16 protein-coding genes and 1 pseudogene are annotated in these 16,495 nt (G+C 72.1%); 5 read left to right on the top strand and 12 right to left on the bottom strand.

The annotated features are described in order from the left end of the window. The first annotated feature begins 38 nt into the window (after window positions 1-38). Window positions 39-647, top strand: coding sequence for a nitroreductase family protein (locus ACTHJJ_RS07190; protein WP_440302256.1), 609 nt, complete (start codon window positions 39-41; stop codon window positions 645-647). 6 nt (window positions 648-653) lie between these two features. Here ACTHJJ_RS07190 and ACTHJJ_RS07185 read toward each other — a convergent pair whose 3' ends face one another. Beyond that, complete coding sequence (locus tag ACTHJJ_RS07185) at window positions 654-1,100, bottom strand: CBS domain-containing protein (protein WP_440302255.1); 447 nt, start codon at window positions 1,098-1,100, stop codon at window positions 654-656. Window positions 1,101-1,295: 195 nt separating this feature from the next. Here ACTHJJ_RS07185 and ACTHJJ_RS07180 point away from each other — a divergent pair, with 195 nt between their 5' ends. Further along, on the top strand, window positions 1,296-3,749 hold the full coding sequence (locus ACTHJJ_RS07180; protein ID WP_440302254.1) for a DNA gyrase/topoisomerase IV subunit A: 2,454 nt from the start codon (window positions 1,296-1,298) through the stop codon (window positions 3,747-3,749). Continuing rightward, on the top strand, window positions 3,746-4,738 hold the full coding sequence (locus tag ACTHJJ_RS07175; RefSeq protein ID WP_440302253.1) for a sucrase ferredoxin: 993 nt from the start codon (window positions 3,746-3,748) through the stop codon (window positions 4,736-4,738). Before ACTHJJ_RS07180 ends, ACTHJJ_RS07175 begins: the two co-directional genes overlap by 4 nt. A gap of 6 nt (window positions 4,739-4,744) precedes the next feature. On the opposite strand, the gene ACTHJJ_RS07170 is transcribed toward ACTHJJ_RS07175, so the two are convergent. The 7 genes from ACTHJJ_RS07170 to ACTHJJ_RS07140 form a co-directional block, all read right to left on the bottom strand. Continuing rightward, window positions 4,745-5,623: a tetratricopeptide repeat protein gene (locus ACTHJJ_RS07170; protein ID WP_440302252.1), complete on the bottom strand. Its 879-nt coding sequence runs from the start codon at window positions 5,621-5,623 to the stop codon at window positions 4,745-4,747. Continuing rightward, window positions 5,620-6,627: a vWA domain-containing protein gene (locus ACTHJJ_RS07165; RefSeq protein ID WP_440302251.1), complete on the bottom strand. Its 1,008-nt coding sequence runs from the start codon at window positions 6,625-6,627 to the stop codon at window positions 5,620-5,622. Before ACTHJJ_RS07165 ends, ACTHJJ_RS07170 begins: the two co-directional genes overlap by 4 nt. Continuing rightward, window positions 6,624-7,586, bottom strand: a complete 963-nt coding sequence (locus ACTHJJ_RS07160) for a VWA domain-containing protein (protein WP_440302250.1) — start codon at window positions 7,584-7,586, stop codon at window positions 6,624-6,626. Before ACTHJJ_RS07160 ends, ACTHJJ_RS07165 begins: the two co-directional genes overlap by 4 nt. Before the next feature lie 2 nt (window positions 7,587-7,588). Then, window positions 7,589-8,065: a hypothetical protein gene (locus tag ACTHJJ_RS07155; RefSeq protein ID WP_440302249.1), complete on the bottom strand. Its 477-nt coding sequence runs from the start codon at window positions 8,063-8,065 to the stop codon at window positions 7,589-7,591. Further along, window positions 8,055-8,939, bottom strand: a complete 885-nt coding sequence (locus ACTHJJ_RS07150) for a DUF58 domain-containing protein (protein ID WP_440302248.1) — start codon at window positions 8,937-8,939, stop codon at window positions 8,055-8,057. Before ACTHJJ_RS07150 ends, ACTHJJ_RS07155 begins: the two co-directional genes overlap by 11 nt. A 12-nt stretch (window positions 8,940-8,951) precedes the next feature. Continuing rightward, window positions 8,952-10,085, bottom strand: a complete 1,134-nt coding sequence (locus ACTHJJ_RS07145; protein ID WP_440302247.1) for an AAA family ATPase — start codon at window positions 10,083-10,085, stop codon at window positions 8,952-8,954. 128 nt (window positions 10,086-10,213) lie between these two features. Then, the gene (locus ACTHJJ_RS07140) at window positions 10,214-12,334 is read right to left on the bottom strand and encodes a DNA gyrase/topoisomerase IV subunit B (RefSeq protein ID WP_440302246.1); all 2,121 of its coding nucleotides are present in this window, start codon (window positions 12,332-12,334) and stop codon (window positions 10,214-10,216) included. Window positions 12,335-12,695: 361 nt separating this feature from the next. Here ACTHJJ_RS07140 and ACTHJJ_RS07135 point away from each other — a divergent pair, with 361 nt between their 5' ends. Then, window positions 12,696-12,920, top strand: coding sequence for a DUF7455 domain-containing protein (locus tag ACTHJJ_RS07135; RefSeq protein WP_440302245.1), 225 nt, complete (start codon window positions 12,696-12,698; stop codon window positions 12,918-12,920). Window positions 12,921-12,939: 19 nt separating this feature from the next. Continuing rightward, on the top strand, window positions 12,940-13,407 hold the full coding sequence (locus tag ACTHJJ_RS07130; protein ID WP_440302244.1) for a DUF456 domain-containing protein: 468 nt from the start codon (window positions 12,940-12,942) through the stop codon (window positions 13,405-13,407). A gap of 37 nt (window positions 13,408-13,444) precedes the next feature. On the opposite strand, the gene ACTHJJ_RS07125 is transcribed toward ACTHJJ_RS07130, so the two are convergent. The 4 genes and pseudogenes from ACTHJJ_RS07125 to ACTHJJ_RS07110 all read right to left on the bottom strand — a co-directional run. Next, complete coding sequence (locus tag ACTHJJ_RS07125) at window positions 13,445-13,843, bottom strand: DUF3040 domain-containing protein (RefSeq protein ID WP_440302243.1); 399 nt, start codon at window positions 13,841-13,843, stop codon at window positions 13,445-13,447. 82 nt (window positions 13,844-13,925) lie between these two features. Continuing rightward, a complete protein-coding gene (gene dinB / locus ACTHJJ_RS07120; protein ID WP_440302242.1) occupies window positions 13,926-15,179 on the bottom strand; it encodes a DNA polymerase IV in 1,254 nt (417 codons plus the stop codon). Window positions 15,180-15,215: 36 nt separating this feature from the next. Next, window positions 15,216-15,980 carry a class I SAM-dependent methyltransferase gene (locus ACTHJJ_RS07115; RefSeq protein WP_440302241.1) on the bottom strand — a complete coding sequence of 255 codons (765 nt, stop codon included), beginning with the start codon at window positions 15,978-15,980 and terminating at the stop codon, window positions 15,216-15,218. Window positions 15,981-16,016: 36 nt separating this feature from the next. Continuing rightward, window positions 16,017-16,495 (bottom strand): annotated as a pseudogene (locus ACTHJJ_RS07110) (DNA polymerase III subunit alpha); the annotation flags it as partial.

Genomic DNA, 16,495 nt, shown 5'->3' with positions numbered 1-16,495 from the left:
GCCGCGGTGTGGGCGGGGCGGCATGCAAGGGTGTGCCCATGGAGTTCCAAGAGGTGGTCCGCCGTCGCCGCATGGTGCGCCGCTACGACCCCGACCGCCCCGTCCCCGACGACGTGCTCGCGCGTTGTCTCGACAACGCAGTCCGCGCCCCCAGCGCCGGCTTCAGCCAGGGCTGGGACTTCCTCGTCCTGCGGACCGACGACGAGCGCGACCGCTTCTGGGCCGCCACGACGGAACCGGGCGAGGAGCCCGATCCCTGGCTGAGCGGCATACAGGCAGCCCCCGTGCTCATCCTCTGCCTGTCCCACAAGGACGCCTACCTCGACCGCTACGCCCAGCCCGACAAGGGGTGGACCGACCGGAGCGAGAGCCACTGGCCGGTGCCGTACTGGGACATCGACACGGGGATGGCCGGGCTGCTCGTCCTGCTGACCGCCGTCGACGCCGGCCTCGGCAGCCTCTTCTTCGGGGTGCCGGCCGACCGGCATCCCGCCGTCCACGAGGCCCTCGAGATCCCGGCGACCCGCTCGATCGTCGGAGTGGTCTCCATCGGATATGCCGTGCCTGGGCCTAAGAGCCCGAGCCTGCGCCGGCACCGGCGCACCGGCGCGGAGGTCAGCCACTGGGGCCGGTTCGGACAGCAGTAGCGCGCGTCAGGTCCCCTGCTGCGCGCTGCGCTCCCCCGTCTCCTGGCTGATCGCCTGGACGACGCCGCCGGTGTCCTGCTGGCCCATGGAGCGGGCGATGTCGGCCTGGGAGATCATGCCGACGACGTCCTGACCGTCGACGACAGGGAGACGACGCACCTGGTTCTGGACGAACGCGTTGAGCACGGCCTGCTCGTCGTCGTCGACGTTCACCACGACCACCGTCTGCGTGCTGATCTCGCCGACCGTCGAGGTCGTGGGGTCGAACCCCTCCGCGATGCCGCGCACGACGATGTCGCGGTCGGTGATCATGCCCGCGAGCTCGCCGGAGGCGTCCTTGATCGGCATGGACCCGACGCCGGCGGAGCGGAGGGCCTGGGCGGCGGCAACCAGGGTGTCCCCCTCGTTCAGGCACTGGGCGGGACTGGTCATCAGGTCACGTGCGCTGGGCATCGGGTTCCTCCTCACCGGGCGGCCCCGCGGCTCTGACCGCCGCGGCGACAGGCCTTCCCTCGACGCTACTCCTACCCAGTGCAGGGGAACCGGCCCGCGGACCGCCGGGCGCGACGGCGTGGCAGTGCCGTGGGTGTCGCCGGGCTGGGGGATGATGAGGTGTTCGCACGCCGACCCCAAGGAGCACGACTCGGCATGGCCCGCCGCACCACGACCGCACCACCGGAGGACTTCGAGGAGAAGATCGTCGGGATCGACGTCGAGGAGGAGATGCAGAACGCCTTCCTCGAGTACTCCTACTCCGTCATCTACTCACGGGCCCTCCCCGACGCACGGGACGGGCTCAAGCCGGTGCAGCGGCGCATCCTCTACGGCGCCAACGAGCTCGGCCTGCGGCCCGACCGAGGGCACGTCAAGAGCCAGCGGATCATCGGCGAGGTGATGGGCAAGTACCACCCGCACGGTGACCAGGCGATCTACGACGCCCTCGTGCGGATGGCCCAGCCCTTCACCCTCCGGCTCCCCCTCATCGACGGGCACGGCAACTTCGGCTCGCTCGACGACGGGCCGGCGGCCGCGCGCTACACCGAGGCCCGCCTCGCCCCGGCAGCGCTGCTCATGGTCTCCGGGCTGGACGAGGACACCGTCGACTACGTCCCGAACTACGACGACACCCAGCTGCAGCCGGGGGTGCTGCCCGCCGCCTACCCGAACCTGCTCGTCAACGGAGCCTCCGGGATCGCCGTCGGCATGGCGACGAACATGCCGCCCCACAACCTCGTCGAGGTGATCGGCGCCGCCCGGCACCTCATCGACCACCCGGACTGCTCGCTCGAAGACCTGATGAAGTTCGTCCCCGGCCCCGACCTGCCCGGCGGCGGCCGGATCGTCGGGCTCGAGGGCATCCGCGACGCCTACCTGACGGGGCGGGGCAGCTTCCGCACGCGGGCCACCACCCGGATCGAGTCGGTCACCCCGCGGCGCAAGGGCATCATCGTCACCGAGCTGCCCTACCTCGTCGGCCCGGAGAAGCTCTTCGAGAAGATCAAGGACCTCGCGGACGGCAAGCGGCTGCAGGGTGTCTCGGACCTCAAGGACCTGTCCGACCGGCAGAACGGCATGCGCCTCGTCATCGAGATCAAGAACGGCTTCAACCCCGAGGCCGTCCTCGAGCAGCTCTACAAGCTGACGCCGATGGAGGAGAACTTCGGCATCAACAACGTCGCCCTCGTCGACGGGCAGCCGCGCACCATGGGCCTCAAGGACCTCCTGCGCGTCTACGTCGACTTCCGCACCGAGGTGGTGCGACGTCGCTCGGCGTTCCGGCTGGCCAAGCGCGAGGAGCGGCTGCACCTCGTCGAGGGGCTGCTCATCGCGATCCTCGACATCGACGAGGTCATCCAGCTGATCCGCTCCTCCGACGACGCAGCCACGGCCCGCACCCGCCTCATGGAGGTCTTCGACCTGTCCGAGGCGCAGGCGACCTACATCCTCGACCTGCAGCTGCGCCGCCTCACGAAGTTCTCCCGGATCGAGCTCGAGTCCGAGAAGAGCGACCTCGAGCGCGAGATCGAGTCCCTCCGGGCGCTGCTGGAGAACGAGAAGCTGCTCCGGGGGCTCGTCTCGAGCGAGCTGGCCGAGGTGGCCAAGGCGCACGGCACGCCCCGCCGCACGGTCCTGCTGGAGAGCTCGGGCCAGGCCGCCGCGACGACGCCCCTCGAGGTCTCCGACGACCCGTGTTGGGTGCTCCTGTCATCGACGGGCCTGCTCGCCCGCACCTCCAACGGCGAGCCCCCGAGCTCGGAGGGTGGCCGGGCCAAGCACGACGCGATCATCGGGGCGGTCCGCACGACCAACCGCGGCGAGTTCGGCCTGGTCACGACCGCGGGGCGCATGGTCCGCCTCTCGGCGCTCGACCTGCCGACCCTGCCCCCGACCAACGGGGCACCGAGCCTGTCCGGCGGGGCGCCGCTCGCGGCATACGTCGACCTGACGGGCGGCGAGGAGCCGGTGACGATCGTGCCGCTCGGTGAGGCTGCCCCCGTCCTCGCGCTCGGCACCGCCCAGGGCGTCATCAAGAGGGTGACGTCCGAGGCGCCGAAGAGCGCGAGCTGGGAGGTCATCGCCCTCAAGGACGGCGACCGGGTCATCGGCGCCGGGGTCGCCGGGGACGACGCGCTCGACCTCGTCTTCGTCAGCAGCGACGCCCAGCTGCTGCGGTTCGGCGCGGGCAGCGTGCGCCCGCAGGGACGCAGCGCGGGCGGCATGGCCGGGATCCGGCTCGCGTCGGGTGCCGAGGCGGTCTTCTTCGGCGTCGTCGACCCGCGCCAGGAGGCATCCGTCGTGACGTCGGCCGGGTCGTCCGACGCGCTCCCCGGCACCGAGGGAGGCTCGCTCAAGGTCGCTCCCTATGCCGAGTACCCCGCGAAGGGACGCGGCACGGGCGGCGTGCGATGCCACCGCTTCCTCAAGGGCGAGGACCGGCTCATCCTCGCCCACGCCGGCAACACGCCCCTGCGTGCGAGCGCCCCCAACGGGGTCGCGATCGACCTGCCGCCGGCCGACGGCCGCCGCGACGGCTCGGGAACCCCGACGACCCAAGTCATCGGCCGCATCGCCTCACCGGTCAGGACGGACGTGACGGCGTGACCGACCGGCACCCCGCCACGGTCGGCCACGCCACGTCCGCCCCCGACGCGTGCTCCATCCTCTGGCAGCACGACGGCACGAGCGCCTACGGCACCGCCGCCCGGGCTGGGTTCTTCGTGGTCATCGAGCAGCCCGGCCCCTGGGGGCGCAAGGCCGCCGAGGAGTCGCACCTGCCGCGCGAGGTCGGCATCGAGCTCGACGGCCGGGCGGCCGGCGCCGGGGGCCGTTTCATGCTCATGCGCCGGCCCGGCCCGCACGTGGACCGGCACGGGCGACACCGGGTCCTCGTCGCCCACACGGGCGGAGCCGGCGCCGATGCGTGGCTGCTCGCCGGCGACGTCGCCGGCGCGGAGGACCTGCTCTCGCTCGACTGGACCGCGCTCGCCGCCGGGCGCGTCGAGGCGGTCGCCGCGTCCCTCCCGGGCGCTCGTCCGAGCCCGCCCGCGCTCCTCATCTGCACGAACGGCCGGTGCGACCTGTGCTGTGCCGTCCGTGGCCGTCCTCTCGCCGCGGCCGCCGCAGGCCTCGACCCCGACCGGGTGTGGGAGGTCTCCCACACCGGCGGCCACCGCTTCGCTCCGACCGGCGTCCTGCTGCCATGGGGCCAGGCGCTCGCCCGGCTCGACGTCGAGACGGTGGCCCTGGCGCTCGAGGCGAGCCTGAGGAGCGAGGTCCCCCGTGCCCTGCTCGGACCCACCCACGACCGTGGCCGCTCCGCGCTCCCGGCCGGGCTGCAGGCGGCAGAGTCCTTCATCCGTGACCTCGTCGCCGAGACCCGGCTGGCCTGCCTGACCACCGAGGCCGTCGGCGCTGGCGAGGGCGTGGACGAGAGCAGCGACGGGTCTGTGGGCCGTGCGCGCGTCCGGCATGTCGACGGCCGCGAGTGGCAGGTCCGGGTCAGCCGGCGCCACACCGGTCAGCAGCGACCGGAGTCGTGCGGCAAGGCACCCGTCGAGGTGCACGAGTATGAGGTGACGCTGGCCGGCTGACGGTCGTCACCAGGGCTTCGGGTAGCTGTTGCCTCCCGGCCCCGGTGGGACGTGCCCGTTGCCGAGCATCCGGTCGCGTTCCATGGTGTTGCGCTTCTGCAGCTCCTGCAGCTGGCGCTGCAGCCCGTCGCTCGGGACCTGCTCCGGGTCTGGCGTGGGTGCGGGGGTGGGGGCCGGCGCTGGTACCGGCCCCGGCTGGTCGGATGGCCCGGAGTCGGGCGGCGAGGGCTGCTGCTCCTGGCTCTTGTCCTCCAGGCGCTGTTGCGTCTCCTGGAGCTGGTGACCGGTCTGGCCGCCCTGCTCGGGCACGTCGCAGAGCGGCGGCCGCTGTCGCGTCGTCTCGAGGCCCTTGGCGTAGAACTGCTGCCACTCGAGGGTGCGTTCCCCGGCCTTCGCCTCGTCGCCGAGCCGCTCGTACGTCAGCCCGAGGTTGACCCGCACCTTGCACTCGTCGATGCCACCCTTGGGGACCTGCTCCAGGGCCTTCTCGAACCACGGCCGCGCCTCGTCGTAGCGGGACACGAGCAGGTAGGCGTCGCCCATCGCGAATGACGCCCGGAACGGCTCCACGACATTGACCCAGCCCTGACGCTCCGCCCACTCGAGGGTCAGGGCCTCCTGCCCGGCCCGATATGCCTCGAGCGTGTGCCCGTGGACCAGGTTGAGGCTGACGAGCTTGGCGGCAAGGAGCAGGGCCGCGAGCACGACGGGAGCCGACGCCAGGAGCATGCGTCTACGGAGGCGCTTGCGCCCTCGCGGGCGACGCTCGCCGCGGGCCCGCGGGCCGGACCGGGAGCGGGATCCGGTCCACCGCCGTCGGCGCCGACCACCGGCCGGCGCTCCGGCACCGGCGGCGGCCTCCGTCTCGGCGACCTCGGTCGTCACGTCCGTACCTCCGGCCGGCGGCTTCGCAGGAGGGTGGCCGCGGCCCCCCCGAGCTCCCAGGCCCCGAGACCCGCCACGCCGAGCAAGGCGACCCAGGAGAGCTCCTCCCGGGCGCGCGCCGCGGCTCGTTCCTTCTCCTCGGCTGTGCCGAAGCGAGCGGGGTCGATACCCGCGACGAGGCCGTCGACCGACTCGCCGGCGCCACGGTGCAGGTAGCCGACGCCGAGCTGCTGCGCGAGCCGGCGCAGCATGCTTTCGTCGATGACCGAGACCGCGTCCTCCCCCGTGCTCGGGTCGCGGATGTAGTCCGAGTTCGCGCCGTACCGTGACAGCGTGCCCTTCATGCGGCCGCCCTGCGACGTGCCGTAACCCAGGACGGCCCCGCCCTGGACGAGGCCCGGTGCGAGCGTGAACGGAGCAGGCTCGCCGGTGGCGGTCTGCTCGCCATCCCCCATGTAGAAGACGATCCGCCCACGATCCGGGTGCCGCTGGTCGGCGGTCTCGAGAAGGGCGGCGAGCCGCTCATTGGCCTCGCTCACGGACGACCCATGGGAGAACTCGGACGGCTCCGGTGCAAGCGTCTCGACGGCGGCCTCGAGTGCGGTCGTGTCGGTCGTGAGCGGCAGTCGCACCCGGGCGTCCGCGTCGAAGGTGACAATGCCGTACCGGGCGCCCGGCAGTGCGGCGGCGATGGCCAGGACGTCTGATCGCACCCCCTCGAGTCGGGGCCGCTGCCAGCCGTAGTCCTCGGCGACCATGCTGCTCGTGGTGTCCACGACGAAGTAGACGTTGAGGTTCGTCGCCATCGCGTCGGCGCTGGCCCCGGGCAGCGCCGGTCGGAGGGCTGCGACGGCCAGGAGGACGGCGGCTGCGGTCAGCCGGCCGTGCCGCCCCGGCGTCTCCCCCGGCGCACCGCCGCCGGGCGGGTTCCACCACACGGCAGCGAGGGCGGCGGCGAGCATCACGAGCACAACCGGCCAGGGCAGCAGCGGCAGGAACGTCATGACCGCCACCTGCGGCCGGCGGCGACGAGCGCGACGAAGGCCAGGGACGCGGCGGTCACCGGCAGTGCCGGGTTGTCCGTGCGCAGGCGGTGAGCCGCCGACTCGATGACGGTGGCCTCCTGCGCCTGGACCGACTCCACGATGCCGCCGATCGCATCACCGTCACTCATCCAGTAGTAGCGCCCCCCGGTCCCGACCACGACCTCCCGCATCTGGAGGGACGCACGGGACGATCCGTCCGGCATCGGGCTGAGCCCGTACACCCGGACGGCCTTGGCACGGGCGAGCTCGCCGGCGTCCGGGAACGAGACGAGGGGGCGTCCGGCCACCTCGTTGTCGGTGGCGAGGACGATCGACCGGGCCCGCTGCGTGTCGGCCCGGTCGAAGCTCGTGACGCAGGTGGCCAGGCCGTCCCCGATCAGCGAGGTGCCCCAGCCGTTGAACGTCCCGGCCAGGAACGAGTCCTCCGAGGCGCCGCCCGTCAGGGCCTGCTCCGCGGCGTCGAGCTCGTCGTTGATGTAGTCGTAGTCGTCCGTGAGCGGGAAGACCGTCGCGGCGGAGCCGTTGAAGATGACGAGGCCGATGCGCTCGCCCTCGAAGTCGGTCACGAGCCGCCTGAAGGTCCCGACGAGCGCGGCGTCGTAGCTCGCCATCGACCCGGACACGTCGAGGCACAGCATGATGTCCCGGCTGCGGGACTGCGGCCGCTCCACAGTGGTGTCGACGGGGCGCGCGGCGCCCAGCAGGCCGGCGACCGCCAGCACGGCGGCAGCGCCGGCAAGCACCGCGATCCGGACCCGGTGGGCCCGGAGCGCGGCGCGGAACGCGGGGAGCCGGGTCAGCGCCTCGGAGTTGGCGACGGGCCGGTGGGCACCCCGACGGCGGCGCAGGTCCCGCCACAGCACCGCGGCGGCGAGCAGCGCCATGAGGAACAGGCCCCACGTCAGCAGCTCCGGCACCCTCAGCTCCACCCGGTCACCACCTGCCGGGCCAGGGCCGCGGAACCCTCGAGGGTCTCGGCCCGGTGCGTGCCGAACTCCCCGGGATAGAGCGTGGCGACCGTCTCGGCGACGGTGACGAGGCGGTCGCCCGACTCGGTGAGGTCCGTCAGCGTCATGGTGGGCGCCGCGATGCCCGACATCTCCTGCACGAAGTGGCGCACCAGCACGCTCAGCTGCTGGTGCGCCTGTCGGTCGCTCACGTCGCCGGAGCGGGCGCGCCGCAGGACCGCGTCGATCTGCCGCAGGTAGTCCCGGCGCAGCGCCTCGATGGTGGTGCCCGGACCGGGGACCTGGCGGAGGGGCCGCTCACGGGTCGCCCACCAGACGAAGCCGTACCAGAGCATGACGAGGCCGACGAGCGCGACGCCGACCCAGAGCCAGCGCTCCTGGTACGGGTCGGGTGCGTAGAAGCCGGGCGGTGCGGCGTCAGCGAGCATGACGCTGCCTCTCGAGCAGCGCGAGGACAGCGGGAACGACCCCCTCGGCCGACGCAACGCGGCCGTGGGCGATGCCCAACCGGGCCAGCAGCGTGGCCGTCGCCTCGACGCGCCTCACCCGCTCAGCGGAATACGCCTCCCGCACGCGGGGATCCAGGCGGACCTCGGCGGGCAGGGCGTACCCGTCGGCCACGTCGTACGTGCCGACGGCCGCCGGTACGAGCGTCGGGTCGGCGTCCTCGACCGTGAGCCAGAGGATCTCGTGCTGCGCCCGTAGGCGCCGCAGCAGCGCCTCCAGCTCGGGACCGAGGTCGCGGTCGTCGGCGAGGACGAGCAGGATGGTCCGGCGGCGCACGTGCCGGACCACCCACTGCAGCTGGGCCGCGACGTCGCTCTGCTCCCCCTCCAGGTCGGTGGCCGCGTCGATGGCGCGCAGCAGCACCTCCAGGTGTCCCTCCGTGCCGCGCAGCTCGTGCGCCTCGGTGTGCTCCGCCGTCCCGCGCACGAGCCCGACGAGGTCGCCGTGCCGCAAGGCCAGGTAGCCCAGCAGGCCGGCGGCGAGGATCGCGACATCCTTCTTGGGCTCGCCGCTCGGGGCGGTCGCCGCCATCCCGCGGCCGGTGTCGGCGACGAGCAGCAGGTGGTGCTTGCGCGTCGCGACGTAGCGCTTGACGAGCGGCGCGTCGTGTCGGGCCGTCGCCTTCCAGTCGATGTCGCGCACCTCGTCGCCCGGGACGTAGCCGCGCAGGTCGTCGTAGTCGAGGCTGCGGCCGTGGAAGAGTGACGCGTACTCGCCCTCGAGCAGGCTGCGGGCCGGGCGGCGGGCGTGCACGAACAGCGCGCTCTTGACGCGGAGCAGGTGGGTGGTCGCCATGCCGGTCGCCGCCTACGGGGTGCGGATCCCGGCGATCATGGCGTCGATGATCGTCTCGACCCGGACCTCGTCGGCGGCCGCCTCGAAACCGAGGACGACCCGGTGTCGCAGGACGCGGTGTGCGAGCGCCTTGATGTCGTCCGGGACCACGTGGTTGCGTCCCAGCACGAGCGCGCGGGCGCGCGCCGCGCTGCTGAACGCGATGCTCGCCCGGGGGCTCGCCCCGAACTGCACGTATGACGCGAGCCGGGCCTGGATGTAGTCCGCGGGGTGCCGCGTCACGTAGGTGATCCCGACGACGTAGTTGGTGATCGCCGGGTCGATGTAGACCCGCCGGGTCAGGGCCTGCAGGCAGAGCACGTCATCGAGGTCGACCACCGGCCGGGGCGGCCGGGCGTAGACGCCTGAGTCGATCCGGCGCAGCATGTCGGCCTCCTCGGCGGGCGAGGGGTAGTCGAGGACGTCCTTGAGCATGAACCGGTCGAGCTGGGCCTCCGGCAGCGCGTAGGTGCCCTCCTGCTCGATGGGGTTCTGGGTGGCGAGGACGAGGAACGGGTCCGGCAGCCGATAGGTCCGGTCCCCGATCGAGGTCTGCCGCTCCTGCATCGCCTCGAGCATCGCCGACTGGGTCTTGGCGCTCGACCGGTTGATCTCGTCGAGCAGGACGAAGTTGGCGTGGACCGGGCCGAGCTGGGTGTCGAACCGCCCGGTGCCCTGGTTGTAGACCTGCGTGCCGACGATGTCGCTCGGCAGCAGGTCAGGCGTGCACTGGATCCGGTGGAACGTGCCACGCACGGCCTCGGCGATGGTCTGGGCCGCAGTCGTCTTGGCCAGCCCGGGCACGCTCTCGAGCAGCACGTGCCCGCCGGTGAGCAGCGCGACGAGAAGGGTCTCCTGGAGCCGCTCCTGGCCTACGACCTTGGCGTCGAACGCGTCCGAGACGGTGCCGATGGTCGTGGTCGCCCACTCGAGCTCGTCCCGCTCCAGGTAGCGGCTGGCACCGCCCGCGGGCGCGACCGGGCCGGGCGGCGGGGGCGCCGCGGGCAGGGACGCGTCATCGATGGGCGCCGCCGGGGAGTCCTCCACCGGCGCCGGGTCCTGCTCATGGAGTGGCGGCATGAGGCCTGCCGACTCGTTCCCCTGCACGTCGCTCCCCCTTCTCGGAGGTATCCGTACCTCCGTCGTCGAGGGGCGCCAGGCCAGTGGGTCAGCCGGCTCGCGAGCGCACCGCTCTCAGAGCGCCATCGTAGACAGGCGACGCGCCCGTGGGGCGCTCACGCGTCGATTCGCTCCCGGTCGACCTCGGCCGCCGACTCGATGATGAAGTCCTTGCGGGGTGCGACGTCGCTGCCCATGAGCAGCTCGAAGGTGCGCTCGGCGGCCTCGAGGTCGCGCATGGTGACCCGGCGCAGGGTCCGGTGCCGCGGGTCCATCGTCGTGTCGGCGAGCTGGTCCGCGTCCATCTCACCAAGGCCCTTGTAGCGCTGGAGTGGCTGCTTGATCTTCTTGCCGCGCTTCTCGAGGGTGCTGACCGTGCGGCGCATCTCCTGCTCGTTGTAGGTGTAGATCAGGTCGTTCTTCTTGGCGCCGTTGTTGATGACCTCGATGCGATGGAGCGGAGGCATGGCGGCGAAGACCCGGCCGGCCTCGACCAGCGGTCGCATGTAGCGGAAGAAGAGGGTGAGCAGCAGCGTGCGGATGTGGGCGCCGTCGACGTCGGCGTCGGTCATGATGATGACCTTGCCGTAGCGGGCTCCCGCGAGGTCGAAGGTGCGGCCCGAGCCGGCACCGATGACCTGGATGATCGAGGCGCACTCAGCGTTCTTGAGCATGTCCTGGATCGAGGCCTTCTGGACGTTGAGGATCTTGCCACGGATCGGCAGCAGCGCCTGGAACTCGGAGTTGCGCGCCTCCTTGGCGGTGCCCATCGCCGAGTCGCCCTCGACGATGAACAGCTCCGAGCGCTCGACGTCGTGGGTGCGGCAGTCGCGCAGCTTCGCCGGCAGCGTCGAGGACTCGAGGGCGTTCTTGCGACGCTGCGTCTCCTTGTGCAGCCGCGCACTGATGCGCGTCTTCATCTCGGAGACGACCTTCTCGAGCAGCCGGGTCGACTGGTCCTTGTCGCCGCGCTTGCTCGAGGTGATCCGCGCGGTGAGCTCCTTCTCGATGACCCTGCCGACGATGTTGCGCACCGCGGACGTGCCGAGCACCTCCTTGGTCTGCCCCTCGAACTGCGGCTCGGCGAGACGGACCGTGACCACGGCGGTCAGGCCGGCGAGGATGTCGTCCTTCTCCGGCTTGTCGCCGCCGACCTTGAGCCGGCGGGCGTTGACCTCGAGCTGCTTGCGGAAGACCTTGACCAGTGCCTGCTCGAAGCCGGTGACGTGGGTGCCGCCCTTGGGGGTGGAGATGATGTTGACGAAGGACTGGACCCTCGTGTCGTAGCCCTGCCCCCAGCGGAGCGCGACGTCGACGCCGCACTCGCGCTCGACCTCCGTCGGGGTCATGTGGCCACGCTCGTCGAGGACCGGCACGGTCTCGGTGAAGTGGCCCGAGCCCGAGAGGCGCCAGACGTCGGTGATGCCCGGGTCCGGGGCGAGGTAGTCGACGTACTCGGTGATCCCACCGTCGTGCTGGAAGACCTCCTCGGCGGGCGCGTCAGCGGGCCGACCGGGCCGCTCGTCGCGCAGCACGAGCCGCAACCCCGGCACCAGGAAGGAGGTCTGCCGCACGCGGGCAGCCAGGGCGTCATAGTCGAGCTCGGCGTCCTTGAGGAAGATCTGCCGGTCGGGCCAGAACCGGACCCGCGAGCCGGTGACGCCCTTCTTGACCTTGCCGACGACGGGCAGGGCCCGCTTCGTCTCGAAGGGGGTGAAGGGGGCGTCCGGCGAGTGGACCCCGACCGGGTCCTGGAAGCTGCCCGGCTCGCCGCGGCGGAAGCTCATGCCGTAGGTCTTGCCGTCGCGGTCGACCTCGACGTCGAGACGCGCGGACAGGGCGTTGACGACCGAGGCGCCGACACCGTGCAGGCCACCAGATGCGGCATACGAGCCGCCGCCGAACTTGCCACCCGCGTGGAGCTTCGTGAAGACCACCTCGACACCGGAGAGGCCGGTCCGCGGCTCGATGTCGACGGGGATGCCGCGGCCGTTGTCGTGCACCACGATCGAGCCGTCGGCTCCGAGCACGACCTCGATCTCCGTGCAGACGTCGGTGAGGGCCTCGTCGACGGCGTTGTCGATGATCTCCCAGAGGCAGTGCATGAGGCCACGCTGGTCGGTGGACCCGATGTACATGCCGGGTCGCTTGCGGACGGCTTCGAGTCCCTCGAGGACCTGCAGGTGGCGGGCGGTGTAGTCGCCGTTGGTCGAGGCGGGGCGGGCGGCGGATGCCAAGGGTCGTTTCCTCTTTCGTGCGCTTCCCGGACGGGCTCGCGCACCGGCCGGCGACAGCATGCTAACGAGCCACGGCGACAGGCATGAGAAGGCTCGCGGCAGCGCTCCCACCGAGGGGCGGTCATCGTCGGGGTGGGGACCGCCCCACTGGGTAACGATCCGGGTGTCAGGGCGTCTCAACCGACGAGCCTGCGCCCCGGGAAGGATTGAACGTGTTTCACTGTTGGAACGTCCACGACGTGCGATGGCGCAGGATCGGACGGCCGTTCGGCCAACGTGAGAGTCCCCTCGGGCGTCAGATGTACATGGAAGGGTCTCCCTCGCGGGTAGGCCCCGAGGGAAGAGAGAAGGCGAGAACGAGATGAACACAGCACTGGCACCCGAGCTGACCGCGGCGGACCGCTGTGACCGGTGTGGCGCGCAGGCCTACATTCGTGCTCGCCTCGTATCCGGTGGCGAGCTGCTCTTCTGCGCTCACCACGGTCGCGAGCACCTGCCCGCCCTGCAGGGCCAGGCCGTCGAGATCCACGACGAGAGCGCCCGGCTGTCCGAGACCCCGGGAAGCGCACCGGTCGACGAGCGGTGAGGCGCTGACCCCCGTCACGGTGGCGGTGGGCCTCGCCATGGTGGTGGGGACCATCGGGATCGTCGTGCCGGTCCTGCCCGGCCTGTTCCTGGTCTGGGCCGCGAGTGCGGTCTGGGCGCTGGCCGAGCAGGGCCGGACGGCGTGGGTCGTGCTCGCCGTCACGACGCTGTTGTATGCCGCTGGGCTCGTGACCCAGTACACCGTCCCGGGGCGTCGCCTCCGGGAGGCTGGGATCGGGATGAAGGTCGCCGTCCTCGCGCTCGTCGCGGGGATGGCCGGCTTCTTCGTGGTCCCGGTCCTGGGCGCGCCGCTGTTCTTCGTCGGCTCGATCTACCTCATGTCGCGCGTGCAGCTGGGCGGCCACGCCCAAGCCTGGGGCGCGACGAAGCACGCGGTGCGGGCCATCGGGCTCAGCATCGGGATCGAGCTGCTGACGGCCTTCGCCATCATGACGACGTGGGTGATCGGCGTCGTGCTCGTGCGTTGATCCGGGTCAGTTGATCCGGGTCAGTCAGGTCGGTCGGTCACCACTGGTCGCGGCGACGCTTCTCCCATCGCTCTTCGAGCCGCTCCATGAAACTGCCGTGGGTGGGTGACTGCTTGCCCTTGCCTCGGGCCTGGCGCGGCACCGTGCCGTTGGACGCGACCGACCGCAGCGCGGTCCGGGAGGGAGTGACGGCGTAGGCGATACCGGCCACCATGACGGCGAAGCCGATGGCCCCGAGCCAGATGAGCGAGCTCATGGCGGAGACGATGACCAGAGCGAGCCCGGCCACACCAGCCACGACACCGATGACGACGCGTCCGCGACCGAGATGACGCGACTTCGTCTTCTGGATCCGCGAAGCGAAATGCGGGTCCTCGGCGTAGAGCGCCTCCTCCATCTGTTGAAGGAGTGCCTCCTCGTGTTCCGAGAGTGCCACCTGGCACCTCCCTGTTGGTGTGCGTCCGACTCTGAGGTCCGGTCTGATCCCCTAGGTACCCGAATCATACGTGGACTCCCCTTCAGGATAGGTCCGGTTGGCCGTCCTGTGAACCTGAGGTCTCCGGCATGAGGCTCGCCGGTCGCACCGAGCCGGCCCCGAAGCGCGCGCTGGCTCGGTCGACCGCGCGGTCGGCCTCGCGCCACCCCCGCTCCGGCTCGTCGAGCGTCGCCTGGATGGGGGTGCCGCTCGAGGGTGCCAGCCCCTCGAGGCGGACCCCGACGAGCCGGATGCGTGCACGTTGCAGGCCGAGCCGGTCGAACAGCTCGACCGCGGTGGCGTGGATCTCCCGGGAGACGTCGGTGTGGTTCCGCAGGGTCTTGGCCCGGGTGATCGTCGTGAAGTCGGCGAACCGGACCTTGATCGAGACGGTCCGCCCGCTCATCCCCGCCGACCGGGCCCGGGCGGCCGTCCGGTCGGACAGGCGCAGGAGCTCGCGATGCACCACCTCCGGGTCGTCGACGTCGTGGGCGAAGGTCTCGTCGGCGCCGATGGACTTCTCCCGTCGCTGGCGCTCGACCGGACGGCTGTCACGCCCCCAGGCCAGCTCGTGCAGGTGGCGGCCGGCGACGTCGCCGAGAGCCTTCTGGAGCGTCTCGACCGGGGTGTGGGCGAGGTCGGCGACCGTGCGCAGCCCGAGCCGGTGCAGCTGCTCCTCGGTGCGGTCCCCGACGCCCCAGATGGCGCCGACGGGCAGCTGGTGGAGGAACGCAACGGTCTCGTCGCGGGGCACGACGAGCAGGCCGTCCGGCTTGGCCAGGCCCGAGGCGAGCTTCGCGACGAACTTCGTCGTGCCGACGCCGACGGAGCACGTGATGCCCTGCTCGTCGACGATGGTGTCGCGCAGCATCTGGGCGATCCCGGCAGGCGGGCCGAGGCGCCGCACCGCCCCGGACACGTCGAGGAACGCCTCGTCGAGCGAGAGCGGCTCGACGTGCTCGGTGAAGGTCGAGAAGGTCGCCATGATCGCGTCCGAGATCGCGGCGTAGCGGCGGTGGTCGGGTGGGATGACGACCGCCTGCGGGCAGAGCCGCCGCGCCCGCGCCATCGGCATCGCCGAGGTCACGCCGAAGGCGCGGGCCTCGTATGTCGCGGACAGCACGACCGACCTGCCGGAGCCGCCGATGATGACCGGCCGCCCGCGGAGGTCCGGCCGTGACAGGAGCGAGGCGGATGCGTAGAACGCGTCCATGTCGACGTGGAGGATCGTGCACCCGGTGTCGTCGGGCGGCCCGGGCTCGCTCCGGGCCGGCACGCTGAACTGGCGTCGGCTCATGGAAGGGTCTCCCGGTCGACCCGGCTCGGCCGGGTCTCAGTCGCGACGGGCGATGACGTGCAGGGCACTGCCGAGGGTGCCGAGGATCTCCCGGCCCGGGCCGCTGACGAGGAGGTCGTCGAGCTCGTCGAGCGCGGCCCGATCGCCGTCCGAGTCGATGAGGGAGGCCGGCACGAGGTGCGACAGGATGCCGGCGCCCCGGGCCTGCTCGACCGTGAAGCCGGCCGTGGTGAGCAGCTCGGTGAGCCGGTCGAGGTCGAAGCGACGCGGCAGCGGGTCCTGCCCGCCCCAGCGCCCCTCCGGGTCGACGATGGCCGCCCTCGCCTGGGCGAACTCGCCGGCGATCGCCTTGGCGAAGACGACGGCGAGGCGGCCGGCGACGATGAGGGAGAGCAGGCCCCCGGGCTCGAGGGCCGCCGCGGTCGCCCGGAGGGTGGCGGCGGGGTCGTCGACGAACTCGAGCGTGCCGTGGCAGCACACGAGGTCGAAGGTCTCGCCGGACAGGACCGCCTCGAGGGAGTCGCCGTCGCCCTGGACGCCCCGCACCCGGCTGGAGACGCCGGCGTCGCGGGCACGGTCACCGAGCGCGGCGAGGGCGTTGGGGCTGGGGTCGACAACGGTGACCCGGTGGCCGGAGACGGCGAGGGGAACGGCGACGCCGCCCGTGCCGCCACCGAGGTCGAGGACGTTGAGCGGGCGGCCGAGGCGGTCGGTGCAGCTCGCCGCGAGCCGCTCGGTCGCCGCGACGACCGCTGACGTACGGGCCACGGACCGGTGCTGACCTCGCTGGTCCTGCGCCACGACGTCCTCCTCGGGTGAGACTGGTGCGCTCTCACCCTAGTGCCCTGCGCTTCCCGGGCTGGCATGCCACAGCTTGCGCGGAGCGGCGCCCTGCGAGCCGGCCGGCACGAGGTCGCCGACGGGCCGGGCGCCGCGGACGCCGGCCCCTGCCGGCCGGACGTCGGCGTAGGGCGACTGCCGATAACCCGAGGCATGGACGAGGACGCGCCGGCCGGTGCGGTGCGCGTCCGCGTCGGCGAGCACGGCGGCTCGGTCCTGTGCCGACCGCTCGGCCTCGGCCAGGGCGGCATGGAGTGCGGTCGGCCCGCCCCGTGACCACGCCTCCTGGAGGGCGCTCAGCTCCCAGGCGCCGGTGGCCCGGATGGACAGGCCCTTGGGGCCGGTCCGGCGGACCACCCCGCGGCAGAGGAGCAGCCACGAGTGGAACACGGTCGCGGCATACGGGCCCTGGACGTCCTCGAAGAAGGTCAGGTCGATGGGACCGGTCGCGTCGTCGAGGGTGAGGAAGACGCCGC

Source organism: Intrasporangium sp. (genome assembly GCF_051961875.1).
Lineage (GTDB): Bacteria > Actinomycetota > Actinomycetes > Actinomycetales > Dermatophilaceae > Intrasporangium_A.
Note: the sequence above shows the minus strand (reverse complement) of the source record. Positions and strands in the feature narration are given on the sequence as shown.

Excerpts from the sequence above, each read along its gene's own strand:
- ACTHJJ_RS07165 (WP_440302251.1), bottom strand. The coding sequence starts at position 6,627 with ATGACGTTCCTGCCGCTGCTGCCCTGGCCGGTTGTGCTCGTGATGCTC.
- ACTHJJ_RS07190 (WP_440302256.1), top strand. The coding sequence starts at position 39 with ATGGAGTTCCAAGAGGTGGTCCGCCGTCGCCGCATGGTGCGCCGCTAC.
- ACTHJJ_RS07185 (WP_440302255.1), bottom strand. The coding sequence starts at position 1,100 with ATGCCCAGCGCACGTGACCTGATGACCAGTCCCGCCCAGTGCCTGAAC.
- ACTHJJ_RS07150 (WP_440302248.1), bottom strand. The coding sequence starts at position 8,939 with ATGGCGACCACCCACCTGCTCCGCGTCAAGAGCGCGCTGTTCGTGCAC.
- ACTHJJ_RS07135 (WP_440302245.1), top strand. The coding sequence starts at position 12,696 with ATGAACACAGCACTGGCACCCGAGCTGACCGCGGCGGACCGCTGTGAC.
- ACTHJJ_RS07155 (WP_440302249.1), bottom strand. The coding sequence starts at position 8,065 with ATGCTCGCTGACGCCGCACCGCCCGGCTTCTACGCACCCGACCCGTAC.
- dinB (WP_440302242.1), bottom strand. The coding sequence starts at position 15,179 with ATGAGCCGACGCCAGTTCAGCGTGCCGGCCCGGAGCGAGCCCGGGCCG.
- ACTHJJ_RS07180 (WP_440302254.1), top strand. The coding sequence starts at position 1,296 with ATGGCCCGCCGCACCACGACCGCACCACCGGAGGACTTCGAGGAGAAG.